At 52.8% G+C, this 19800-nt stretch carries 15 protein-coding genes and 3 tRNA genes; 17 read left to right on the top strand and 1 reads right to left on the bottom strand.

The window, feature by feature from the left end; translation table 11 throughout:
* Window positions 1-329 precede the first annotated feature (329 nt).
* The 13 genes from pyrR (at window position 330) to CFI03_RS14425 (ending at window position 18257) form a co-directional block, all read left to right on the top strand.
* A complete protein-coding gene (gene pyrR / locus CFI03_RS14485) occupies window positions 330-953 on the top strand; it encodes a bifunctional pyr operon transcriptional regulator/uracil phosphoribosyltransferase PyrR (RefSeq protein ID WP_127497708.1) in 624 nt (207 codons plus the stop codon).
* Window positions 950-1855 carry an aspartate carbamoyltransferase catalytic subunit gene (locus CFI03_RS14480; protein ID WP_283094543.1) on the top strand — a complete coding sequence of 302 codons (906 nt, stop codon included), beginning with the start codon at window positions 950-952 and terminating at the stop codon, window positions 1853-1855. The genes pyrR and CFI03_RS14480 overlap by 4 nt, the downstream gene beginning before the upstream one ends.
* A gap of 31 nt (window positions 1856-1886) precedes the next feature.
* Complete coding sequence (locus CFI03_RS14475; RefSeq protein ID WP_248757755.1) at window positions 1887-3179, top strand: dihydroorotase; 1293 nt, start codon at window positions 1887-1889, stop codon at window positions 3177-3179.
* A 35-nt stretch (window positions 3180-3214) separates the two neighbouring features.
* Window positions 3215-4360: a carbamoyl phosphate synthase small subunit gene (locus CFI03_RS14470; protein ID WP_248757754.1), complete on the top strand. Its 1146-nt coding sequence runs from the start codon at window positions 3215-3217 to the stop codon at window positions 4358-4360.
* Complete coding sequence (gene carB / locus CFI03_RS14465; protein ID WP_248757753.1) at window positions 4347-7565, top strand: carbamoyl-phosphate synthase large subunit; 3219 nt, start codon at window positions 4347-4349, stop codon at window positions 7563-7565. Before CFI03_RS14470 ends, carB begins: the two co-directional genes overlap by 14 nt.
* 130 nt (window positions 7566-7695) lie before the next feature.
* On the top strand, window positions 7696-8421 hold the full coding sequence (pyrF, locus tag CFI03_RS14460; protein WP_248757752.1) for an orotidine-5'-phosphate decarboxylase: 726 nt from the start codon (window positions 7696-7698) through the stop codon (window positions 8419-8421).
* A gap of 3 nt (window positions 8422-8424) precedes the next feature.
* Window positions 8425-9072: an orotate phosphoribosyltransferase gene (gene pyrE, locus CFI03_RS14455; protein WP_127497695.1), complete on the top strand. Its 648-nt coding sequence runs from the start codon at window positions 8425-8427 to the stop codon at window positions 9070-9072.
* A gap of 178 nt (window positions 9073-9250) precedes the next feature.
* The gene (locus CFI03_RS14450) at window positions 9251-10978 is read left to right on the top strand and encodes a methyl-accepting chemotaxis protein (RefSeq protein ID WP_248757751.1); all 1728 of its coding nucleotides are present in this window, start codon (window positions 9251-9253) and stop codon (window positions 10976-10978) included.
* A 173-nt stretch (window positions 10979-11151) separates the two neighbouring features.
* A complete protein-coding gene (locus tag CFI03_RS14445) occupies window positions 11152-11883 on the top strand; it encodes an ABC transporter ATP-binding protein (protein WP_127497691.1) in 732 nt (243 codons plus the stop codon).
* A complete protein-coding gene (locus CFI03_RS14440; protein ID WP_127497689.1) occupies window positions 11849-12925 on the top strand; it encodes an efflux RND transporter periplasmic adaptor subunit in 1077 nt (358 codons plus the stop codon). The genes CFI03_RS14445 and CFI03_RS14440 overlap by 35 nt, the downstream gene beginning before the upstream one ends.
* Before the next feature lies 1 nt (window position 12926).
* Window positions 12927-15815: an FtsX-like permease family protein gene (locus CFI03_RS14435; RefSeq protein ID WP_248757750.1), complete on the top strand. Its 2889-nt coding sequence runs from the start codon at window positions 12927-12929 to the stop codon at window positions 15813-15815.
* Between the two features lie 5 nt (window positions 15816-15820).
* Entirely contained in the window at window positions 15821-16705 is an 885-nt protein-coding gene (locus CFI03_RS14430) for an ABC transporter ATP-binding protein (RefSeq protein ID WP_127497685.1), read from the top strand.
* A gap of 7 nt (window positions 16706-16712) precedes the next feature.
* Entirely contained in the window at window positions 16713-18257 is a 1545-nt protein-coding gene (locus CFI03_RS14425; protein WP_248757749.1) for an ABC transporter substrate-binding protein, read from the top strand.
* Window positions 18258-18373: 116 nt separating this feature from the next.
* On the opposite strand, the gene CFI03_RS14420 is transcribed toward CFI03_RS14425, so the two are convergent.
* Window positions 18374-18886 carry a 2'-5' RNA ligase family protein gene (locus CFI03_RS14420; RefSeq protein ID WP_127497681.1) on the bottom strand — a complete coding sequence of 171 codons (513 nt, stop codon included), beginning with the start codon at window positions 18884-18886 and terminating at the stop codon, window positions 18374-18376.
* Window positions 18887-19070: 184 nt separating this feature from the next.
* On the opposite strand from CFI03_RS14420, the gene CFI03_RS14415 reads away from it, so the two are divergent.
* The 4 genes from CFI03_RS14415 (at window position 19071) to CFI03_RS14400 (ending at window position 19686) form a co-directional block, all read left to right on the top strand.
* Complete coding sequence (locus CFI03_RS14415; protein WP_015845421.1) at window positions 19071-19235, top strand: hypothetical protein; 165 nt, start codon at window positions 19071-19073, stop codon at window positions 19233-19235.
* A 151-nt stretch (window positions 19236-19386) separates the two neighbouring features.
* Window positions 19387-19463, top strand: a tRNA-Met gene (locus tag CFI03_RS14410).
* 36 nt (window positions 19464-19499) lie between these two features.
* A tRNA-Ile gene (locus tag CFI03_RS14405) sits at window positions 19500-19576 on the top strand.
* 21 nt (window positions 19577-19597) lie between these two features.
* Window positions 19598-19686 (top strand) — tRNA-Leu (locus CFI03_RS14400).
* Window positions 19687-19800 lie beyond the last annotated feature (114 nt).

The following is a 19800-nucleotide window of genomic DNA, read 5'->3' as shown; positions in this document are numbered from 1 at the left end:
CGGGGATTGATACCATTATAAAAATTGTTCATAAGAATCCCCGAGCAACAGCGGCCGATGGAACATTCGAATGCGTAGTTTGTTATTAATCAACTTCACACCCCTTGACATCTTTTGCAGGGCGCGGTACAATTCCTTTGATATATGGCAGTACCTTTAAATCAGCCCCGTGAGGCTGGCAAGGTAGCGTGAATAACAGATCTGCCACACTTAGAACAGGGCCTTAGCCTAACCGTATCCTGCTGGGATAGCGGAGGTTAAGTCGACCCTCTATGTGTGGCCGGTCTCAGGCTCCTTGCGTTGTTGGCAAGGAGCCTTTTTTCGTCTCCATGCCAACAGGCGCGATTGATTATCCGAGAGCGAAGGAGGAGGCGGTAACGGTGGAAGAAGAGCATCTGGTCATAATGGACGAGACAGCGATCCGAAGAGCACTCACAAGAATTGCGCACGAGATCGTGGAGAAGAACAAAGGCATTGATAACTGCGTTCTGATTGGCATCCGCACAAGAGGGATTTACCTGGCAAGAAGAATTGCGGATCGCATTCAGGATATCGAAGGCAAGCCGGTTGAAGTGAGAGAGCTCGACATCACCTCTTACCGGGATGACCGCAAAGCAGCATCCGTGGATACACGCGTGGAACTGGCTGCGGTAATCGGCGATCTGAATGGCGAACCGTTCTCGGCACATGATAAGAAAGTTATCCTGTGCGACGATGTCCTCTTCACCGGACGCACGATCCGTGCGGCAATGGATGCCCTGATGGACTGCGGAAGACCGGAAAGCATCCAGCTGGCCGTTCTGGTGGACAGAGGACACAGAGAGCTCCCGATCCGGCCTGATTACGTAGGCAAAAACGTACCGACCTCCAAACAAGAGCAAATTGACGTCTCGTTAACGGAAATCGATCTGAAGGACCAAGTCATGATCATACACCAGAGGGGGCAGGTCTGATGACGACGATGACACAACTTAAACAACGCAGTTTGCTTGGACTGAAAGATCTCAGCAAAGAAGAAATTGAATCGATTTTGGATCGTGCGGCTTACTGGGAACAGCACCCAAGCAAAGTGCACAATGTGATGCAGGGCAAATTCGCGGCGAACATGTTCTTCGAGAACAGCACAAGAACTCGCTTCTCCTTCGAGGTAGCAGAGAAACGTCTTGGAGCGGAAGTATTGAACTTCTCGGCTGCCGTATCCAGCGTGCAGAAGGGCGAATCGATCTACGACACGGTCCGCACGCTTGAATCGATGGGCATCGACGTCGGGATTATCCGGCTCAAGCCAATCGACGTTCTTGCCGAACTGGCTACAAAAATTCAAGTGCCGCTAATCAACGCAGGCGACGGCAACAACGAGCACCCGACACAGGCGCTGCTCGACTTATATACAATGCGCAAGCATTTCGGCAATCTGAACGGTCTGACCGTATCGATCATCGGCGACGTTCTTCACAGCCGCGTAGCACGCTCCAATCTGTGGGCGCTCCGCAAGTTTGGCGCAAAGGTTCAGTTCTGCTCGCCAAGCAACATGACCGCGCCTGAGCTTGATGTGCCGTACGTAACAATGGATGAAGCACTGAAAGCCGACGTCGTGATGATGCTTCGCGTACAACTCGAGCGTCACGAGAGCGGCATGCTGAATTCGGCGGAAGCTTACCGCGAGCAGTTCGGCCTGACGGTCGAGCGCGCAAGCCGGATCGCAGAGCACGCGATCATCATGCATCCGGCTCCAATCAACCGCGGCGTTGAGATTGACGATGAGCTGGTTGAACATCCGCAATCGCGCATTTTCCCCCAAATGGCGAACGGCGTACCGATTCGGATGGCGGTTGTAGAACGGGCACTGAGCTAACACGAATAAATTCCGGAAGGTGAACAAAACAATGTCAGTATGGATTATTAACGGTAGCGTATGGGATAAAGCTTCTGGAAGCTTGCAAAAGAAACATATTCGCCTCGAAGGCGAGCAAATCGCGGAAATCGTTGACGGTTCTGCAGCGACGGACACAGGCTCTGCGGAAGTCATCGATGCGGCAGGAAAGCTCGTATCGGCGGGCTTCATCGATATGCACGTCCACCTTCGCGACCCGGGCTTCGAATATAAAGAAGACATCGCGACAGGCACGAGATCGGCAGCGAAAGGCGGCTTCACGACAATCGCATGCATGCCGAATACACGCCCTTCGGTGGATACGCCCGAGACGGTAAAATACATTTTGGACAAAAACGCATCGGAAGGCGTTGTAAAGGTACTTCCTTACGCAGCGATTACGAAAAACCAGCTGGGCCGCGAACTGACGGATTTCGCCGCACTGAAAGAAGCGGGAGCAATCGGCTTCACGGATGACGGTGTCGGCGTACAAAGCGCGCAAATGATGAAGGATGCGATGGCGCTGGCGGAATCGATGAATATGCCAATCATCGCGCACTGCGAAGACAATACGCTGGTTGAAGGCTTGTACGTCAGCGAAGGGTCCTTCTCCCGCAAGCATGGACTGAAAGGCATTCCGAACGAATCCGAAGCCATCCATGTCGGCCGCGACGTTCTTCTCTCCGAAGCAACGGGCGCGCATTACCATGTGTGCCATGTCAGCACCGAGCAATCGGTTCGCCTGATCCGCCTTGCGAAGCAGATCGGCGTACGGGTAACGGCCGAGGTTTGCCCGCATCACCTGGTTCTGTCGGACGAAGATATCCCGGGCTTTGACTCGAACTGGAAAATGAACCCGCCGTTGCGCACCCCGCGCGACGTCGAAGCGGTTATCGAAGCACTGGAGGACGGCACGATCGACATGATCGTTACCGACCACGCACCGCATAGCGCGGAAGAGAAAGCGCGCGGCATGCAGCTTGCGCCATTCGGCATCGTGGGCTTCGAGACAGCGTTCCCGCTGCTCTACACGAAGTTCGTGCAAACAGGGAAATGGACGCTTGGCTTCCTGCTTGACCGCATGACAGCCGACCCTGCCCGCGTGTTCGGCCTGCCTACCGGCCGCATTGAAGAGGGAGCGCCTGCCGACCTGACTATCGTCGATCTGGATAGCGAGCGTGCGGTAGATCCGTCTGCATTCGCATCGAAGAGCAATAACACGCCATTTGGCGGATGGAAGCTGCAAGGCTGGCCAGTGGCTACAATCGTTGACGGCAAGATCGTATACAACGAATCCGCTAACTAATAGAACATACGAAGACCTGATGAGGAGTGATACGGATGCAAGCAAGATTATTGTTGGAAGACGGAACGTTGTTTACCGGACAATCTTTCGGCGCGGAGACGCAAACGTTCGGAGAGGTTGTTTTTAATACAGGGATTACGGGGTACCAGGAAGTATTGTCCGATCCATCCTACTGCGGACAAATCGTATCGATGACTTATCCGCTGATTGGCAACTACGGCATTTCGCGCGATGACTTCGAGTCGATCCGCCCAAGCATTCACGGGTTTGTTGTACGCCGTTATGAGCCGGTGCCAAGCAACTGGCGCGCGCAATATTCGCTCGGCGACCTGCTGAAGGAATACAACATTCCGGGCATCACAGGCATCGATACGCGCATGCTGACTCGTATTCTGCGTCAGCACGGTACAATGAAAGGCGTTCTGACAACCGGCACCGAACGCGTGGAAGAGCTTCAGGAACGTCTTGGCGGCATTCAGCTGATGACGGATCAAGTTGCGCGCACATCGACCAAATCGGTCTTCTCGAGCCCGGGCTTTGGCCCTCGCATCGTGCTTGTCGACTTCGGAGCTAAGAGCGGTATCCTTCGCGAGCTGACGCAGCGCGGCTGCGACGTTGTGGTTGTTCCTCATAACACAACGGCGGACGAGATTCGCAAATTGGCTCCGGACGGCATTCAGCTGTCCAACGGCCCTGGGGATCCGAAAGACGTTCCTTATGCGGTTCAAATGATCAAAGAGCTGCTCGGCGAGATTCCTATCTTCGGCATCTGCCTTGGTCACCAGCTGTTCGCTCTGGCTTGCGGCGCGGATACGACAAGACTTAAGTTCGGTCACCGCGGCGGCAACCATCCGGTTAAAGAACTGGCTACCGGCCGATGCTACGTTACTTCGCAGAACCATGGCTACACGGTTCTCGAAGATTCGATCAACAGCACGGAACTATCCGTTACGCACATCAATAACAATGACAAGACCATTGAAGGTCTGAAACATAACAAATACCCGGCATTCTCGGTGCAATACCATCCGGAAGCTGCGCCAGGCCCGTTTGATTCCAGCTATCTGTTCGATGAATTCCTGGACATGATCCGCGACCACAAACAAAACAACCCGCAAAAACCTCGTCAAGCTGTGCTGGCGGCAACGTTGAAAGGAGAACTTCAATATGCCCAAAAATAATGAACTCAAAAAGATTCTCGTAATCGGCTCCGGCCCGATTGTCATCGGACAAGCGGCGGAATTCGACTATGCCGGCACGCAAGCTTGCCAAGCGCTGAAGGAAGAAGGCTATGAAGTCGTTCTGATCAACAGCAACCCTGCAACCATCATGACGGATACAAACATGGCCGACAAAGTTTACATCGAGCCGATCACGCTTGATTTCGTATCCCAAATCATCCGCCAGGAGCGTCCGGACGGCCTCCTGCCAACGCTTGGCGGTCAGACCGGCCTGAACATGGCCGTTGAACTGGCACGTGCCGGCGTACTGGAAGCGGAAGGCGTGAAGCTGCTTGGTACGCAGCTGACTGCCATCGAGAAAGCGGAAGACCGCGACCTGTTCCGCGACCTGATGCGCGAGCTGGAACAGCCGGTACCTGAAAGTGTTATCGTTACAACGGTAGAAGATGCCGTTAACTTCGCCAACGAAATCGGTTATCCGATCATCGTTCGTCCTGCCTACACGCTGGGCGGTACAGGCGGCGGTATCTGCGCGAACGAAGAAGAGCTTCGCGAAACCGTTGCATCGGGTATCCGTTACAGCCCGATCAGCCAATGCTTGATCGAGAAATCGATCGCCGGCATGAAAGAAGTCGAATACGAAGTTATGCGCGACGCGAACAACAACTGTATCGTAGTCTGCAACATGGAAAACTTCGACCCGGTTGGCGTTCACACTGGCGACAGTATCGTCGTAGCGCCATCCCAAACGTTGTCCGACCGCGAGTATCAAATGCTCCGTTCGGCATCGCTGAAAATCATTCGCGCCCTGAACATCGAAGGCGGCTGTAACGTACAGTTCGCGCTTGATCCGCACAGCTTCCAATACTACGTTATCGAAGTTAACCCGCGCGTAAGCCGCTCGTCGGCACTGGCATCGAAAGCAACGGGTTACCCGATTGCGAAGATGGCAGCAAAGATCGCCGTAGGCTATACGCTTGATGAAATCGTTAACCCGGTTACCGGTCAAACATACGCTATGTTTGAGCCTACCCTTGACTATATCGTATCGAAAATTCCGCGCTGGCCTTTCGACAAGTTCGTTAACGCGAACCGTAAGCTTGGCACGCAGATGAAAGCAACGGGCGAAGTAATGGCTATCGGCCGTACTTTCGAGGAATCGATGCACAAAGCGGTTCGTTCCCTGGAAATCGGCACACACCGCATTCACCTGAAAGAAGCGGCAACGCTGGATGACGCGGTATTGCAGACACGTCTGGCTAAGCCGGACGACGAGCGCATGTTCCTCGTAGCGGAAGCATTCCGCCGCGGTTACAAGCTGCAAGACGTACAGGATATCACGAAAATCGACTGGTGGTTCCTGGATAAGATTCAAGGGATCGTTGAATTCGAGGATCAAATCCGCCGCGAGGTTGCTTTGTCCCGCGAGACGCTGTACGAAGCGAAGCGCAAAGGCTTCTCCGACCGTTCGATCGCGGAAATCCGCAAGGAAGGCTTCCCGAACGGCAGCCATACGAACGAGCATGATATCCGCGCGTTCCGCAAAGAGCTTGGCTTCACGCCAGTCTACAAAATGGTAGATACTTGCGCGGCTGAGTTTGAAGCTTCGACGCCTTACTACTATTCGACTTACGAAACAGAGAACGAAGTAACGGAATCCTCGAAAGAGAAAGTGCTCGTGCTTGGCTCCGGTCCAATCCGTATCGGTCAAGGCATCGAGTTCGACTACTCGACGGTACACGCGGTATGGGCGATTCAAAAAGCCGGTTACGAAGCGGTTATCATCAACAATAACCCGGAGACGGTATCGACGGACTTCAGTACTTCGGACCGCCTGTACTTCGAGCCATTGTTTTTCGAAGACGTAATGAACGTAATCGAGCAAGAGAAGCCGATTGGCGTAATCGTACAGTTCGGCGGCCAGACGGCAATCAACCTGGCTGCTCCGCTTACGAAAGCCGGCGTGCGCATCCTCGGCTCGAGCCTTGAGAGCATCGACACGGCGGAAGACCGCAAGAAATTCGAAAAGCTGCTTCGCGACCTGAGCATTGCCCAGCCTGAAGGCAGCACGGTTACTTCGGTTGACCAAGCGGTAGAAACCGCGCAAAAACTCGGCTATCCGGTTCTCGTTCGTCCGTCCTACGTACTTGGCGGCCGCGCGATGGAGATCGTTTACTCCGACGAAGAGCTTCTGAGCTACATGGAAGTAGCGGTAAAAATCAATCCGGAGCATCCGGTTCTGATCGACCGTTACATGCTGGGCAAAGAAGCGGAGGTTGACGCGATCTGCGACGGCGAGACCGTTCTGATCCCTGGTATCATGGAGCATATCGAGCGCGCGGGCGTTCACTCCGGCGACTCGATCGCGGTGTATCCTCCGCAATCGCTGTCGGACGACATCAAGAACCAAATCGTGGACATCACGGTCAAAATCGCGAAAGCACTTAAAGTGGTTGGCCTTGTAAATATTCAATTCGTTATCCATAACGAAAAAGTATACGTAATCGAAGTTAACCCGCGTTCGTCCCGTACGGTACCGTTCCTGAGCAAAGTAACGGATCTGCCGATGTCGAACCTGGCAACAAAAGCAATCCTTGGCACTAAACTTGCTGATCTCGGTTACGTAGACGGTCTGTGGCGCGAAGACAACTACGTATCGGTAAAAGTACCGGTATTCTCCTTCGCGAAGCTGCGCCGCGTTGACCCTACGCTGACTCCGGAAATGAAATCGACGGGCGAAGTTATGGGCCGCGACGAGAACTACGCGAAAGCTTTGTACAAAGGCCTCATTGGCGCAGGAATGAAAATTCCAATGTCCGGTGCGATCGTTGCAACGGTAGCAGACAAAGATAAAGAAGAAGCGATTGAACTGCTCCGCGGCTTCTACGATCTGGGCTACAAAATTATCGCAACAGGCGGAACGGCTGATACGCTTGAAGCTACGGGCATGCGTGTAAGACGCGTGAACAAGCTGAGCGAAGGCGCTCCAAATATCCTTGATCTGATTCGTGAAGGCGAAGCGCAGTTCGTTGTTAATACCTTGACGAAGGGTAAAACGCCTGAGCGCGACGGCTTCCGTATCCGCCGCGAAGCGGTAGAGAACGGCGTTGTATGTATGACATCGCTTGATACCGTACGCGCATTGCTGCGTATGCTCGAGTCGATCAACTTCTCCTCGCGCCCAATGCCGGTGCTGCAGAAGTAATTGAATACATGAAAGCACGGCCAGCGCCGGTTGCTTTCGGCGGCGGAAGCTTCTTACACAGGCTTCTGCCCCGAGGCCGGCGGATGGCCGTTTATTTCGGCCTCAGAAGCGAAAGGAGACTTTGATTGCGATGAGTTTAACAAGAGAACAAGCGGCAGGCAAAGTCATGGTTGCCCTTGATTATGCGGATGCGGCTTCGGCCGAGCGCTTGCTTGGCGAGCTGGAAGGCATCCCGTGTTATATGAAGGTTGGCATGCAGCTGTTTTACGCGGCGGGTCCGTCGTTCGTAGAAGAATTGAAGAAACGCGGCTATCGCGTTTTTCTGGACGTGAAGATGCATGACATTCCGAATACGGTAAAAGGCGGCTCGAACAGCGTAACAAAGCTTGGAGTCGACATGTTTAACGTGCACGCTGCCGGCGGCGCGGCGATGATGGAGGCGGCTGTGGAAGGCGCGGAAGCCGCACTCGCCAGCGGACAAGCAAGACCGGCTATTATCGCGGTAACGCAGCTGACCAGCACTAACGTACAAGTATTAAACGAAGAGATCGGAATCGCAGGCGCGGTGGAACAGGCCGTGGTCCGTTATGCGGAGCTGGCAAAACGCGCAGGCCTGAACGGCGTAGTGGCTTCACCTCTTGAAGTGGAAGTCATAAAAGCGGCTTGCGGCACGGCATTCCAGACCGTAACGCCCGGCATCCGTCCGACTTGGGCGGCAACAAACGACCAATCCCGCATTATGACGCCTCGCGAAGCCTTGCGGCAAGGAACGGACTATATGGTAATCGGACGTCCGATTACGGCCGCGGCTAGCCCGCGTGAAGCATTGGAATCTATTATCGAGGAGCTGATCTAAGCCATGACGAATGTAACCTTAACGGAATTGCCGCGCGCAATCGCAACAAAACTGCTGGAGATCGAAGCGGTGGCGCTTCGCCCGAATGATCCCTTTACTTGGACTTCCGGTTTGAAATCGCCAATCTACTGCGATAACCGTCTGACTATGACTTATCCCGAGATTCGCGATATGATCGCGGAAGGTTTCGCTACCGTAATCCGCGAACGTTATCCGGATGCCGAAGTAATCGCCGGAACTTCCACTGCCGGTATCCCGCATGCGGCTTGGGTGGCTCAAAAGCTGAACCTTCCTATGGCTTACATCCGCGATAAAGCAAAAGGCCACGGCAAGCAAAACCAAATCGAAGGCCGCATCAACCCGGGGCAAAAGGTTGTCGTGATCGAGGACCTCATCTCGACAGGCGGCAGCTCTCTGAAAGCCGGTCTTGCGGTTCGCGAGGCGGGCGCGGAAGTATTGTCCGTTCTGGCAATCTTCACTTACCAGTTCGAGAAAGCCTCGAACGCGTTCGCGGCGGAAAACATGCCGCTTGAAACGTTGTCCAACTACAGCGCGCTGATTGAAGCGGCTGTTGAAATCGGTAAAGTGCAAAGCGCGGATATCGCAACGCTGCAGGCATGGCGCGCGAATCCGGAAGCTTTCGGCAAATAAGAGCTGACTGATCGAACCAAGAGCAAGTCCCGAGTGGGATTTGCTCTTTTTTTGTTTTCGGAATTCGACATAAAATTATGTAAAATGTAAGCCGTCGTTATTTCGAACATTCTTTCATATGCCGATATCTTATTAGATCATTTAATTTGATATTGCTGAAATGGGGAGAATCATGCAAATGAGATTTAACTTAAGGTGGAAAATGGCTTTAATCGGGGTGTTGCCGCTTTTATTCTATGTCTTCTCGGGGATCTACTCGCTTACCGAGCTGGAAAAGGTGAACAAGACGATGGCTGATGAAGTATACGGCGTGTCCGCCCGTTCCACATCGCTGATTTTGAATGCGGACCGCGATCTGTATCAAGCCTATTCCGCCTACCAATATTTGGCCTTGGGTGAATTAAAAGAAGCGGATAAAAAGGTCTGGAACGATGTATTTTCCCAAAATCTAAAAGAAGCGGATGACCGCGTAAATGAGGCAAAGGCGATATTCGAGGCGAATAAGCTGCTTGAGCTTCAAAGCGAGGACGGCAGCACAACCATGGGACAGCTGATTCAGGATTTTGAAGCCGACTTCAGCGCATGGGCGTCTTTTGTCAGCGGCGAGCTTCAATCCGGTACCGCAGCCGCCAAGGATGCGGAGATTCATGAGCAATACGAGAAGGCACGGACAGGCCTGGACGAAATATTTAACCTGCTGGACAGCTACGCCAAGCAGCAAATCACGGACAGCAATAAGCAGCTGGCATCTACGAAAACGGGCAATTACGTCGGCATGGCGATTGCTACCCTTTTGCTGGCAGCCCTTATATACTTCTTGATCCGAAGCGTGATGAAGACGGTATCCGCCGTGAAGACAAGAACAAAGCTGGTAGCGGAAGGCGATTTGACCTCGGAACGAAACGTCAAATACAGCAAGGACGAGCTTGGCGACAGCTTGCGCTCCGTGGACGAGATGATAGGCGTGCTGAAACGGCTTCTCTCTTCTATATCGACTAATGCCAAGCATGTAGCCGCATCCACGAACCAGCTGAACATCGTGTCGCAGGAATCCTCGACTGCCTCGCAGCATGTTGCGGCTAATATTCAAGAGGTGACGAGCGGGACGGAGGTGCAGGCGCGCAGCGCGGAAGAAACGGCGAAGGCGATCGACGAGATGGCTATCGGCATTCAGCGTTTAGCTGAAAATATGTCCGCTTCGGCGGAGCAGTCGGCAGTAACGGCGGTTGAAGCAGGTCAAGGGCAGGAAGCGCTTGGGCGCCTGGTTGTACAGATGGGCCAGATCAAGGAGGTTATCGGGCAGCTCGCGGGTATGATCGAGACATTGGAGCAACGGTCCCAGCAGATCGGGTCGATTGCGGAGAACATTACCGCCTTTGCGAACCAGACGAACATTTTATCGCTGAACGCCTCCATTGAAGCGGCAAGAGCGGGCGAGCAAGGCCGCGGCTTCGCCGTTGTTGCCGGCGAGATTCGCAAGCTGGCGGCAAGCTCCCTGGAATCCGCCGACAGCATTCATCAGCTGGTAGCAGAGACAAGAGGCGAGATCGCGGGAGCTTCCGGTTATATGGCACGGACACTGGAGGAAGTACAGCGCGGCAACAATCGCGTGGAAGAGCTCCGGAATAGTTTAACCGTCATTGTGGCAGCCATTGATACGATGACCGGGCAGCTGCAGGAGAATTCGGCTATTACCGAACAGATGTCGGCGAGCTCCGAGGAGGTTAATGCTTCGATGGACCAAGCGGCGTCATCGGCTGCGGCTAATCTGGAGCGCACGGAGAGCGTTGCCGCGGCAACGGAAGAACAGCTTGCCCTCATGGAGAGCATTGCTTCCGCGGCAAGCCAATTGGACGGAGTTGCCCGCGAGCTTAATAGGGTAGTGAACTATTTTAAAGTGAATTAATGTAAAAGGCAGCAAAAGGCATCGTGCATATGTCCGATTTGACGGCAATATGTACGATGCCTATTTTATTTTTGAAGATTTTTCTTCCGTTTGGAACTTTTTCTGAACCCGCTACGTCTAACGATTAAGATGAGAATTATGAAAGAGAAATAGGGGAGGTATCGCATCCGTTCATGGCGGCAACAGACGAGGAAGAACGACAAGTTGGAGGGCAGCAGGACAACGAAATACATAACAACAGGTTGCTGTCGGTTGTAGATGTAGAAAGGACATTTCAGGCCGGGGGAGCGCCGCTGCGCGTTCTGAAGGGACTTCATATGGAACTGAAACCGGGTCAGCTTGTTATGCTCCGGGGCCGTTCGGGCTCAGGAAAAACGACGCTGCTGAATTGCCTCGGAGGACTGGATACGCCTAGCAAAGGCGAGATCTGGTTTAACGGCAAGCCGTTTCATAAATTAAACGACACCGAGCGTACGTTGATCCGTCGCAAGGAAATGGGATTTATTTTTCAGGCGTTTGCTTTAATGCCTTTGCTATCGGCTTGGGAGAACGTGGAGCTCTCGCTCCGGATGGCCGGGACTCCCCGGTCCGAGTGGAAGGAGCGGGTTGCCTATTGTCTCGAGCTGGTAGGCCTCGAGAAAAGGATGCATCACCGTCCGTTCGAGCTGTCCGGGGGCGAGCAGCAGCGCGTGGCGATCGCGAAAGCCATTGCGCATAAGCCCATTCTCTTGTTGGCGGATGAACCAACCGCCGAGCTCGATTCGAACATGTCCGCACAGATTATGGCGGTCTTTCAAAATATTATTCGCACGGAACAAGTTACGATTTGCATGACAACACACGATCCTACAATTTTGGAGGTTGCCGATCATGTCTATGAAATGGTGGACGGGAAATTTATATAAGCGTTCTGCGGCTGTGATGATTGCGGCTTCGGTCTTGATGACCAGCGGCTGCTCCCTGCTGCCCGATGAACCGGAAGAGGAGGTGTTGCCGTCCATCGCACCGCCTCAAATCTCGAAGAAGCCGGAATACGAAGTGACCACGGCTACTTTGGAGACGAAGGTGCAGGTTATCGGGAAGATGATCTCACAGCAGGAAGAGACGCTTTATTTTACGCTTGACGGTATGCGTCTGAAGGAACTGAACATTAAAGCCGGCGATCAGGTAAAAGCGGGCCAGACGATTGGCGTGCTGGACGTCGAGCTGATGCAGAAGGATCTTCGCAATCAGAAGCTGGCCTTCCGGAGAGAAGAGACGGCGATGAAAGAAGCGCTTCAAGGCAAGGACGAGATGGATCCGATTGAATTCGAGGAAAAGTCCATTGCATTCGAGGAGAAGAAGCAAGCACTCGCGGACCTGGAGGAGCAGATTAGCCGAGCGGTCTTGACCGCGCCGTTTAGCGGAACGGTTGTTACGCTCAATGTACAGAAAGGCGATTTGATAAAAGCGTATGACCCGATTGCCGTTATTGCGGATACAAGTCTGCTTGTCCCCGCCGCCAAGCTGACGAAGGACGAACAAGCCAAAATTGCGGTAGGCATGCCGGTCGTTGTGGATATCAACAATGCCGGACAATTCAAGGGGACGGTGAAGGCGCTTCCGGTTACCTCCTCCGATTCGAACAACGGCGGAGGCAACGGAGGCGGAGGCGGCCAGCAGCCGGAGAGAGAACGTCCGGAAGATTTTATGATTATTTCCGTGAAGGATTTGCCTAAAACGATTGGCCGAGGTACGCCATTATCCATTAACGTTATTACGAAAAGGAAGGAAAACGTCGTCGTTATTCCGCCATCCACCCTTCGCACGATCGGCTCCAGAACTTATGTCCAGGTCGTAGACGCGGAAGGGAAGCGGGAGGTGGACGTCGAGGTTGGCCAGCAAACGGCAACGCAGATCGAAATTATTAAAGGACTTACGCCAGGCCAGAAAGTTGTAGGTAAATAGCATGGGGATTCCATTATTCCGATTTCTGTTCCGCAAAATGTGGAATACCCGCTGGCTGACGTTAAGCACTTTAGCCGGTCTTATTATGGCCGTTGCATTCGCAACGAGTATTCCGATGTACGCGGACGGCGCGTTAAAGCGCGTCGTGGCCCAGTCGCTGCAGGAGAAAAGCGACGGCCTCCCTGCAGGTTCGCTGCTGATGCGCTATCAGGTGCCGGGCGGCGAGAAGACGGATCCTGCTGCATTAAAGGAAATGGAACGCTTCATAAAAGAGGACGTTCCGGGCCTTATCGGATTCCCTTACCAGACGAAGCTGTCCAGCTATTCGATCCGTGGCGCCGAGGTTGTGCCGGAGGATCCAACGAAGGTTGATGCAAGCCGTATTCGTCAAATGACGATTATGACGATGGCGGATCTCGAAGCCAAAACCGAAATCACGCAAGGCCGGTGGTTTAAAAATACCGAAGGCGAAGATGACGTCCTCGAAGCGGTCATGCTGGAGGAAGGGATGTACCGCAACGATCTCCATGTCGGCGATATTCTCGAATATCCCGTATACGGCGGCCTGGATATGACCCTTCGCGTCAAGATTGTTGGCGTTGTAAAGCCGCTTAACCAGACCGATCCATACTGGTACCAAGGTCTGGAAGGCATGATGAATACGCTGCAGATCAGCGAAGACGAGTTTATGGGATCGCTTATCCAGAAAGCGGGCATCCCGGTTAACAACGCAAGCTGGTATTACGCGTTTGATCTGTCGCAGATCAAGACGAGCGAGCTGTCGCCTCTTGGACGGACGCTGGATCGTCTCAACATCGATTTGTACCAGAAGCTCAAAGGCGCGAAAGTGGAAATTTCCTTCGCTTCCACGCTGACGGAGTTCAAGAAGCAAAGCTTGCAGCTCCAGACGCTTCTCTTCACGCTTGCAGCTCCGATGCTGGCGATGGTGTTCTACTTTATAGCGATGAATGCCCGCCAGTCGCTCGACAAGCAGCGAAGCGATATAGCCGTTCTGCGAAGCAGGGGAGCGGGAACCAGGCAGATTATATGGATCTATTTGCTCGAGGGTCTGCTGCTAGGCAGCTTGGCCATAATAGCGGGACCTTTCATAGGCTGGTTTATGGCGAAAAGCATAGGCTCCGCGGACGGCTTCCTCTCTTTCGTTAACCGGAAGTCGATTCCGGTAGGCTTCTCGACCGAAGCGATGATTGCCGGGGCGGCAGCTGTCATGCTGGCGGTGCTGTCCACCGTTATTCCGGCGGTTATCTACGCACGCTCCTCCATTGTCAGCTATAAGAGAGAGCTGGCCCGCTCGGACCGCGGTCCATTGTGGCAGCGCTGGTTCCTTGATGTCGTACTGCTGGGAGTGGCAGGCTACGGCTGGTACATGTTTAATGAACGGCAGATGTTGTCCTTCCAGACCGGCATGACAACCGATCAATTAAACGTTCAACCGTTCTTGTTCTTTGTGCCGGCATTATCGATCTTTGCGCTTGGCCTCGTCTGCCTGCGGTTGTTCCCGTGGCTGCTGAAGCTGTTCAACTGGCTGGGACGCAAGTTCCTTCCGGTACCGCTTTATCTGACGCTGACACAGCTGTCACGCTCATCCAAAGGTTATTATCCGCTTATGATTTTGCTGATTCTGACGCTGGGTCTTGGCGTGTACAACGCTTCCGCGGCACGGACCATCGATCTTAACTCTACCGAACGAACGCTGTACAAATACGGTACGGATGTTACCGTCCAGACGGTATGGGAAGGCACCGTCGAGGTGGTGCGTCCAAACGGCGGGAATAACGGCAATGGCGGCAGCGGCGGCGGTGGAAACGGCGGCAATGGCGGCGGATCCGGCGGAGGTGGCGGCGGCGGCCAGCAGCCGGTACCAACCCGGATTCTGTACAATGAACCGCCGTTTGAAATCTTCCGCAAGCTGGAAGGCGTAGAGGCAGCTGCCCGCGTTCTCCAGACCAAAGGCAACGTGGTTGTTTCCGGCCGCTCAATCGGGCAGGGCAGTATCATGGGAATCGATAATGTGGACTTCGCGAAGGTTGCCTGGTTCCGAAGCGATTTGTTCCCGATCCATCCTTACAACTATTTGAATTACTTAGGCATGTATGAGCAAGCGGCGCTTATTCCATCTAATGTAGCGGATAAATACCAGCTGAAGCCGGGAGATCTGATCTCGGTCGGATTCTCGGAAGGCATGCTGGATTTCGTTGTGGTAGGCATTCTTCCTTACTGGCCGACGCAATATCCGGATCAATCGCCGTTTGTAATTACGAATCTGGATTATATTTACGACCAGCTTCCGATGATGCCTTATGAGGTATGGCTCAAGATGAAGCCGGATGCGAAGGTGGCGCCAATCGTTGAGGAGCTGCAGAAGGCAGGCATCGATATCGCCAATATCAAGGATGTGCGCTCGGAGCTGATTACCCAATCGAAGCTTCCGACAAGAGGCGGCGTATTCGGAATTCTTAGTTTAGGCTTCCTCGTATCCGTCATCGTTACCTTAACCGGATACGTGCTGTACTGGTTCTTTAATCTATCCGGCCGGGTTGTGCAATTTGGCGTATTGCGGGCCATGGGTCTTTCCAGAAGACAGCTGACCGGCATGCTTTTGCTTGAGCAGCTGTTTACGGCGGGGCTCTCAATCGGATTAGGCATATTGATTGGCAAGGTAACGAGTCTTATCTTCCTGCCGTTCCTGCAGACCGCGGAGAATGTGGCGGATACGGTTCCGCCTTTCCGGGTCGTCTTCGACTCGAAAGACACGAACCAGCTTTACGCGGTTGTTGGATTTATGATGGTGACGGGAGCGGTGCTGCTCTTCTTGCATATCCGCAGACTGCGCGTTCATCAAGCGGTCAAAATGGGAGAGGAGCGGTAAACAACATGATTACATGCGAAGGTCTCGTCAAAATTTACAAAAGCGACGATCTGGAGGTCGTCGCTCTGCAAGGTCTGAACCTGAAGGTCGAAGACGGAGAGCTTATGGCTATCATCGGCAACAGCGGCAGCGGTAAATCGACCCTGCTGAATATATTGGGCGGTCTCGACCGTCCTTCCGCCGGCTCCGTCCATGTCGGACCATGGGATTTGCTCAAAATTTCCGAAGACGATCTTGTGAAATACAAGCGCGAAACCGTCGGGTTTATCTGGCAAAATAATGCCCGCAACCTGCTGCCGTATCTGACGGCTCTTGAAAACGTCGAGATGCCGATGATGCTATCCGGCAAGGTCGACCGGGCTTACGCGAAGCAGCTGCTTGAATGGGTTGGTCTTAAAGAGAGGATGCACAACAAGCTGCATCAGCTCTCCGGCGGTGAACAGCAGCGTGTGGCTATCGCCATTTCGCTGTGCAACCGTCCCAAGCTTTTGCTTGCCGATGAACCTACCGGTTCCGTAGATACGGCAACATCGGATCTCATAATGGGGATATTCCGTAAGCTCAACAAAGAGCTTGGGGTAACGATCGTTATCGTTACTCACGATCTTACGCTTGCCGGCAAGGTGGACCGTGTCGTCGCCATCCGCGACGGATTAACGAGCACGGAATTTCTGAAACGCAATCCGAATATGATTCCCGGTGGAGGTGAGGAAGAGCAGGAGGAGAAGGGGCTTCAAGCCGTTCATGAGGCTTATGTTGTCGTGGATCGCGTCGGCCGACTGCAGGTACCGAAAGAATATTTGAGCGCACTAAACATTAAAGACAAGGCATCGATGGAATTTGACGGCGAGCGGATTATCATTACACCGCCGAAATCACTGGGGGGTTAGGAACCAAATGAAGAGGAATTGGGCGTCTAAAGTAACATTTCTGTCCTTATCGCTAATTATGTCAACGTCGCTGCTTGCAGCCTGCAGCAAAGGCTCCGAGAGCACGGCGGAGAAGCATGTGCTTCGCCTGGGCGTATTGTACGGAGGAACGGATAACGAGTCTTATGTCCGCCAGCAATATACCGATACGTATGAAATGATGCACAAGAACATCGATTTCGAAATCGTAAGCGCGATCGATTACAACGACCAACGATATGATACGCCCGATCCAAACGGCGTCGTAAAACAGCCGGATCCGTTCGCGAAAATGAAAGAAATGTTGACCGGCGACAATCCGGTTGACGTTGTTATTCTGGATTACAGCATGCTGCGCCGCCTCATCCAAGACAATCTGCTTCAGCAGCTGGATCCGCTTATCCAGAAGAGCAAATTTGACCTGACCGACTATGTGCCAACCGTTATCGACGGCATCAAATCGGCAGACGACAGCGGCAATATTTATGCTTTGACGCCTACATTCAGCTCTTCGGCCTTGTACTATAACAAGAAATTGTTCACTGACGCAGGTGTTGATCTTCCGACGGACAACATGACATGGGATGAAGTCATCAACTTGGCATCTCGCGTAGCTAAAGGCGAAGGAGCGGACCGCAAGTTTGGCCTCTCCATTAACCGTTGGGCAGGAGACGGCTTCAGCGATGTTCAGACCTATGCGGCTCCATTGCAGCTGAAGATGTGGGATGACAAAGGCGAGAAAATGCTTGTAAACAACGAGCAATGGGAATCCGCTTGGAATGCGGTAGCTAATCTCTACAAGCAAAAAATTTCTCCTAGCCAAGAAGATATGAGCGCTTGGCAGACTAAAATTTCGACAGACAATCCAGGCGCTTACAATCCGCTTGGCAGCGATATGTTCCTGAACGGAAAAGTCGCAATGACTATCGCGGAATACGGCTACGTTAACGAGATCAGCAACGCGATGAACAATGCTTCGAAGATTAAGAACTTCACGCCGTTCGACTGGGATGTCGTTACGATGCCGACGCAAACGTCCAAACCGGGCATCGGTGGCAATATCTACTTCAGCCAGCTGATGGGGATCAACGCAAAAGCGCAAAACCCTGACGACGCTTGGGATTTCGTGCAGTTTACAAACAGCAAGGATTGGGCAGAGCTGAAATCGCGCAGCTCGTATGAGCTGGTTGCGCGCAAGGAATTCCTGAAACCAAAAGACGGAATGAATTACAATATCGACGCGTTTACGACGCTGAAGCCGATTCCTCCGCAATCTACCGATACGGAGAAGCTGCAGCGCGAGAAGCCGGGCATCTGGGAAGCGCAATCCCCGGGATATGAATTGTTCCAGAAGGTCATCAAAGGGGATATATCGGCCAAGGAAGCGCTCCAGGAATGGGAGACAAAAGGAAATGCCATCCTCGAGAAGCTAAAAACGAATCCGAACGGCGGTACCGGCGAAGGCGTCGGTGGCGGCGGTCCAATCGTAAGACCGCTGGACGACACGGCCGTAGAAGCCGAACCGGCAGGTTAATACGCGCAATATAAAGAGCGGCTGTGCAGATTAAATCTGGCACAGCCGCTCTTTTTCGTTTAAGGCAATGGAGCATTTCGAATGATTCTGTAGCATGCGAAGTTATCGCAATAACGCTATCCTTGCAGATCAAAGCTTTTATCGATATGCCATACGCCGCTTGCGGTTTTGCGCAGTAGATGCAGTTGGTCAATCGGCGTGGTCAAATCGACGGCAGACATCCGGAGATTGCCGTAAAGATCGTGGAGCTCATCCGGCGGCATATTTTGCCCGATCGTCACGTGCGGGGTATAGACGAAGTTTGGTGATGGAACATGTAGCGGCCCGCTGCAGACGGCTTCATGGAGCCGGATCATGGGCGTTGGATCCTCCAGCGCCAAATACAGCACATGACTTGCGGGATAAAAGGAAGAAACGCGATTGAAATGGACTTGAAACGGCTTTGTTTGTGAAGCAACGGCTTCCATATGCTCGGTAATAGCCGGTAATTGCGCATCGGAGAGCTCTTCCTTGTCCCGGACCGTCATATGCGGCGGAATGATCGAATAATGCGGATCGTGTCGAATACGCCAGCTGTTGGCGAAGTCCTGTACAGCTTGTGAAGGGAAAACCGCAATACCGTAAAGCATACTCATCAGCTCCTTTATTCGAATGTAAGAAAGTATAGGTTATCATTATCCTTTGCATATTTCTTACTCGCGAAACCTATGCTGCTCCTCCTGAAGACGGCGCTGCCGCTTGCTATTTCGATTATACCCGATTTGCTTGATTTCACCGAATTTGGGCATTATATATCTCGAGGAGGGATCCGTTATGAAATGGATATATTGGGTGCGGCTATACGAAACCAAATTTCAGGCTGGCTGTCTTGTAAGAAGAATGGAAAATGACTGGTGGGTCTACGGCTACGAATGCCCGCAGGAGATCGAGGTTTTCCGGTCGAGAAAAGGGCGTTACGGCGTACGTTTTCTTGTTTAAGCATATGTTGTAGAGGGCACAGCGATATGCTCAAATAAAAAATGTTCATTTTTTTTCCTCGATGAGAAATAAATGCTTGACTCTGCATATAAGAGTATAGTATATTAATCCATGTCGCCATTTCAATTTGATGACTTTAACAAATGGATATCGCGGGGTGGAGCAGCTCGGTAGCTCGTCGGGCTCATAACCCGAAGGCCGCAGGTTCAAATCCTGCCCCCGCAACCAACCACTCGACTGAAACGTGATTCTGACGTTTATCGAGGGCCCTTAGCTCAGTTGGTTAGAGCGGTCGGCTCATAACCGATTGGTCGTGGGTTCGAGTCCCTCAGGGCCCACCATTTGAAGCATCAAGACAAAATGCCGGGGTGGCGGAACTGGCAGACGCACAGGACTTAAAATCCTGCGGTGGGTGACCACCGTACGGGTTCGATTCCCGTCCTCGGCACCATTTTCAGAACTACATAGGAATTATAAGATAAACCCCTTCCATTGACTCAATAGTCTTTGAAAGGGGTTTTTACTTTGGTTAGAGTATGGATGATTATCCCCGAATCCATTACAA

The organism is Paenibacillus sp. ATY16, from assembly GCF_003399985.2.
Classification (GTDB): Bacteria; Bacillota; Bacilli; order Paenibacillales; family Paenibacillaceae; genus Pristimantibacillus; species Pristimantibacillus glycanilyticus.
Note: the sequence above shows the minus strand (reverse complement) of the source record. Positions and strands in the feature narration are given on the sequence as shown.

Excerpts from the sequence above, each read along its gene's own strand:
- pyrR (WP_127497708.1), top strand. The coding sequence starts at position 330 with ATGCCAACAGGCGCGATTGATTATCCGAGAGCGAAGGAGGAGGCGGTA.
- CFI03_RS14475 (WP_248757755.1), top strand. The coding sequence starts at position 1,887 with ATGTCAGTATGGATTATTAACGGTAGCGTATGGGATAAAGCTTCTGGA.
- CFI03_RS14470 (WP_248757754.1), top strand. The coding sequence starts at position 3,215 with ATGCAAGCAAGATTATTGTTGGAAGACGGAACGTTGTTTACCGGACAA.
- carB (WP_248757753.1), top strand. The coding sequence starts at position 4,347 with ATGCCCAAAAATAATGAACTCAAAAAGATTCTCGTAATCGGCTCCGGC.
- pyrF (WP_248757752.1), top strand. The coding sequence starts at position 7,696 with ATGAGTTTAACAAGAGAACAAGCGGCAGGCAAAGTCATGGTTGCCCTT.
- pyrE (WP_127497695.1), top strand. The coding sequence starts at position 8,425 with ATGACGAATGTAACCTTAACGGAATTGCCGCGCGCAATCGCAACAAAA.
- CFI03_RS14450 (WP_248757751.1), top strand. The coding sequence starts at position 9,251 with ATGAGATTTAACTTAAGGTGGAAAATGGCTTTAATCGGGGTGTTGCCG.
- CFI03_RS14445 (WP_127497691.1), top strand. The coding sequence starts at position 11,152 with ATGGCGGCAACAGACGAGGAAGAACGACAAGTTGGAGGGCAGCAGGAC.
- CFI03_RS14440 (WP_127497689.1), top strand. The coding sequence starts at position 11,849 with ATGTCTATGAAATGGTGGACGGGAAATTTATATAAGCGTTCTGCGGCT.
- CFI03_RS14435 (WP_248757750.1), top strand. The coding sequence starts at position 12,927 with ATGGGGATTCCATTATTCCGATTTCTGTTCCGCAAAATGTGGAATACC.
- CFI03_RS14430 (WP_127497685.1), top strand. The coding sequence starts at position 15,821 with ATGATTACATGCGAAGGTCTCGTCAAAATTTACAAAAGCGACGATCTG.
- CFI03_RS14425 (WP_248757749.1), top strand. The coding sequence starts at position 16,713 with ATGAAGAGGAATTGGGCGTCTAAAGTAACATTTCTGTCCTTATCGCTA.
- CFI03_RS14420 (WP_127497681.1), bottom strand. The coding sequence starts at position 18,886 with ATGCTTTACGGTATTGCGGTTTTCCCTTCACAAGCTGTACAGGACTTC.
- CFI03_RS14415 (WP_015845421.1), top strand. The coding sequence starts at position 19,071 with ATGAAATGGATATATTGGGTGCGGCTATACGAAACCAAATTTCAGGCT.